The 4,152-nt window shown below is 34.9% G+C and carries 4 protein-coding genes; 2 read left to right on the top strand and 2 right to left on the bottom strand.

The annotated features are described in order from the left end of the window. Window positions 1-182: 182 nt before the first annotated feature. Both ACFSFY_RS07945 and ACFSFY_RS07940 read right to left on the bottom strand, forming a co-directional pair. Window positions 183-554, bottom strand: coding sequence for a class F sortase (locus ACFSFY_RS07945; protein ID WP_381536942.1), 372 nt, complete (start codon window positions 552-554; stop codon window positions 183-185). Between the two features lie 24 nt (window positions 555-578). Further along, complete coding sequence (locus tag ACFSFY_RS07940) at window positions 579-776, bottom strand: RNA polymerase sigma factor (protein ID WP_381536941.1); 198 nt, start codon at window positions 774-776, stop codon at window positions 579-581. A gap of 480 nt (window positions 777-1,256) precedes the next feature. Between ACFSFY_RS07940 and dcm the strand changes: the two genes are divergently transcribed. Together dcm and ACFSFY_RS07930 are read left to right on the top strand one after the other, a co-directional pair. Further along, on the top strand, window positions 1,257-2,516 hold the full coding sequence (gene dcm, locus ACFSFY_RS07935) for a DNA (cytosine-5-)-methyltransferase (RefSeq protein ID WP_381536939.1): 1,260 nt from the start codon (window positions 1,257-1,259) through the stop codon (window positions 2,514-2,516). Window positions 2,517-2,585: 69 nt separating this feature from the next. Next, window positions 2,586-3,971 (top strand): Sau3AI family type II restriction endonuclease, encoded by a 1,386-nt coding sequence (locus ACFSFY_RS07930; protein ID WP_381536937.1) that lies wholly within the window; start codon window positions 2,586-2,588, stop codon window positions 3,969-3,971. The last annotated feature ends 181 nt before the right edge of the window (window positions 3,972-4,152 follow it).

Here is a 4,152-nt window from a genome sequence, read left to right as displayed (position 1 = left end):
TCCCTCAATCCGTTATGAATAACGGATTGAGGGACTACTCCATTTGCATCCTAGTGATTATTTTTGGCTTAGTTCCGTATAGACGACAAGTCTTTCTTCATGTGTTTTAGCTTTGCGATTGTATTCGCCTGTACATGTAATTAATGTTAGACCACTGCTGTAATTAAAGCCGAAAATATCATTCACGGGTGAATCATTTCGCGGATATTTTTAGTTCCGGTAACAATAAAACGAATGGTTTCATCATTTTCTCCGTGCACGATAATTTCATCGCCTTGTACTAACTTTTCTAAATCATAGAATACTGCGGGACCCGTCAATGAGTCAATATGTCCGGCCATTACTGCGTTTCCCTGTGCACCTGGTTTGATCCCAGGTTCGAACCAACCAATATTATCAGGATCTTTTGGAACACCCATTTGACCATTCTCGATTCGCCCTACATTTTCAATCACTGCATCCACTTTCAGATTGGGGATTTCGAGTCGGACAGGTTTAATTCCGATGCGTTTATCCTTCAGTGTTAGACCTTCTGAAGACGGTTGTGGAAGCAACTAAGATGAGAATTTTCCTTTGTCTTACTGGTAAACAGAAGTCCCATTCCATAATTCAAGAAATACGTCTTGAGTGACTTCCTCAGAAATCGTTCGATCCCCCGCCAGACGATGCGCAAACGAGAATACGAGTTTTTCATAACGGTCGTATAACGTTTCAAAGGCATGGCGATCTTGCGTTAGTATCTTTTCATAGAGTTCTAAATCATCCGGGCGGGTCATATGATTCTCCTTTTCAAAGCATTTCTTTGAGAATAACATAAACTGTAAGAAACATAACCGATTTTGTAATCACATGAACTAAGCTAACGTAAACCGTTGCGAAAACGATCACTTTATTTTGATAAACAAAAAAGCCCACACACTATTGAATGAAGAATTCAACTTGATGTAAGCAACTAACTATTAGAATTACTAAAATACCTCAAGAGCTAGTTTTACAAAAGCTTATTTAATTCCTTCCCCCCTTTTATACATACTCCACGATATTGGTAGAGTTTTATTTCCAAATAACTTAATACACAAATAGTTACTTTTTATCTGGAATCATAAGAATAACCGTGATTAGTCAAGGTCAACAAAATGAGGTTTATGAAATATATAAGTAATGGTAAATTCTTTTATTCGAAATTACACCTTTGATCTTGATCTTTCTGTCGAAATGAGGTATAATATAAGAAAGCAACGAAAGGGTGTTCGCAAATGAAAATCAATAATAAATTACGCGTGATGGAATTGTTCGCTGGCGTAGGTGGCTTCCGTCTTGGATTAGAAAAAGCGAATCCTGAGCTATTCGACGTCACATGGGCAAATCAATGGGAACCTTCTCGTAAAGCACAAGACGCATTTGACTGTTATTCAAGCAGCTTTAATACCGGAGAACATAGTAATGAAGATATTACAACAGTATCAGATGAAAAGTTTCAAGAGCTATCACCTGATTTATTAGTCGGCGGCTTTCCTTGTCAAGACTATTCAGTTGCCCGAACACTGTCAGGTGAACAAGGGATAACTGGGAAAAAAGGAGTTTTATTTTGGGAAATTAAAAGAGTTCTTGAAAATGCACATCCCAAATATGTACTTCTTGAAAACGTAGACCGCTTATTGAAATCACCATCTTCTCAAAGAGGACGCGATTTTGCTGTTATGCTAGCAACATTTAGAGATTTAGATTATAGCGTTGAATGGCGGGTCATTAATGCTGCCGATTATGGTTTTGCTCAAAGGCGAAGAAGAGTTTTTATTTTTGCATACAAAAATGGAACAACTTTCTCAAATGAACAAAAAGAGATTAACATGCAACAAGTAGTATTTAAAGATGGTTTCTTTGCAAAATCTTTTCCCGTCTATGAAACTCCATACAAAGATCGGTTAGATTTTGATAAGTTACCAAAAGATATTCTTGATATATCCGATAACTACTCTTTTAACTTCCATACTGCTGGACTTATGAAAAATGGAGAGATTTTCACAGCTCATGTAGATCCAGTGTTACAAAAGTCAACAACTCTTCAAGATATTTTGTTAGACGAAAGTCTAATTGATGAAAAGTATTACCTCTCTCCCGAAGCTGAACTAAAATTCGACTATTTAAGAGGCTCTAAGAAAATAGAAAGAACAACATCAGATGGACATAAATATACATTCTCAGAAGGTGGAATGTCCCCTACCGACTTGTTGGACAAGCCTGGAAGAACAATGTTAACTAGTGAAGGTTCAATAAACCGAAGTACTCACATTGTAGAAGTTAATGGACGAAAGAGATTTATAACACCAGTTGAGTGTGAACGACTCAATAGCTTCCCAGACAACTGGACAGCTGGAATGACTGATCGAATGCGCTATTTCTGTATGGGTAATGCTTTAGTAGTTGGTTTGATAGAAATTATGGGAAAACGAATTATTGAATTAGAAGAAGTAGATATGAACGCAAAAATCCAATTAGAATTTGCATTAAACTGATACTTTACTGTATCAGTTTTTTTCTTATGCTAAAATGAAAGAAATGCTTTATTCGAAAGGGGATTTTTCATGATTTATGAAACGGAAGAAGCATTGATGTATAAAGCTAAACAAGCAGAAGGAAAATCTTTTGGTGAGATAGATAAAAGTGGACGTATTGAAAACGAAAAAGCAAAAGGACAACTTGGACAAATTGTTGAAGAAAGTTTTTTCGGCTATGAGATAAATTCGAAAAGTGAGCCCGACTTTGCACACTTAGGGATTGAATTAAAAGTCACACCAGTTAAACGGAACAAAAACGGAACTTTTTCAGCAAAAGAAAGACTAGTACTGAATATTATTAACTACCACTTAGAAGTGAAGTCTTCATTTTATGAGTCAAGTTTTTGGAAAAAGAATGAAGAAATTTTGATTATGTTCTATGAATGGATTCCAATAGTAAAAAGAGCTAATTATAGGATTATCAAGTCTTATTTACATAACTTCACTGAAGAGGATTTAGAAATAATTAAACAAGACTGGTACTTAATTTCAAGTAAAATTAAAGCTGGTCTTGCACATGAATTATCTGAAGCTGACACAAATTATCTTGCTGCAAGCACAAAAGGTGCAAATAAAAGTTCTTTACGTTCTCAGCCGTTTAGTGATGAATTAGCTATGCAAAGAGCTTTTTCTTTAAAACAAAGTTATATGACTGCATTGTTTCGAAAAGTAATTTCATCGGATGAGTTGATTTCCTTCGCAACTCCACAGGATTTAAAAGTTAAATCCTTAGAACAACTTCTAATAGAGAAGTTTGCTTCCTACGTTGGTATGACATTAGAAAAAATATCATTGAAAGCTGATGTTTCTATCAATCATAAATCAAAGAGTTTTCTTCAGCAATTCGTCAGCCAACTCCTCGGAATTAGAGGAACTAAACTTAACCAGATTGCTGAATTTGCCAAAGCCAATATTCATGTTAAAACTATTAGACTTGAACCAAATGGCGTTCCAAAAGAGCATATGTCTTTTAAAAACATAGATTTTCATGAATGGGCAAACGAAGATTGGGACGAAAGCTGGTTGAAGAATCACTTTGAAGAAACTAAATTTCTATTTGTAGTATTTCAATACAAAGAAACTTTTGAAAAAAATCCTCAACGGCAACTTTATTTTAATGGTGTATTGCTTTGGAATATGCCCTTACGAAAGATTGACGGACAACTTTATGATTTTTGGAAAAATCTTCAATCACTTATTAATAATGGTATCGAATTAATACCTGTTCAACAAAAAGAAAATATAATAGTTAGAAACAACCTTCCAAAGCCAGGCCATAATAGTTTTTGCCACATTAGACCTAAGGCGAGGAATGCTAGCGATAAAACGGTACTACCAGATGGACAACTTATAACCAAACAAGCATTTTGGTTGGATAACAAGTATATTGGTAGCTTAATTAATGGAAACTAGATTTATGTTCTTCTAATCAAATTTAAACATATTTTCATACAATATGATTATCAATACAACTCAAACCTAGTTATCCATAGAGAGTGTAAAATATCTTGTGTAAATGAATAAATACAAAAAGGAAGACCTTTTCTTGGTAGAATTAAGTCACCACAACCAATCCTAGAAAAGAGGCCTTCCC

Origin of the sequence: Sporosarcina siberiensis, assembly GCF_042681925.1 — a bacterium.
GTDB classification, from domain to species: Bacteria; Bacillota; Bacilli; order Bacillales_A; family Planococcaceae; genus Sporosarcina; species Sporosarcina siberiensis.
This window is presented reverse-complemented; position numbering and strand designations above follow the sequence as displayed.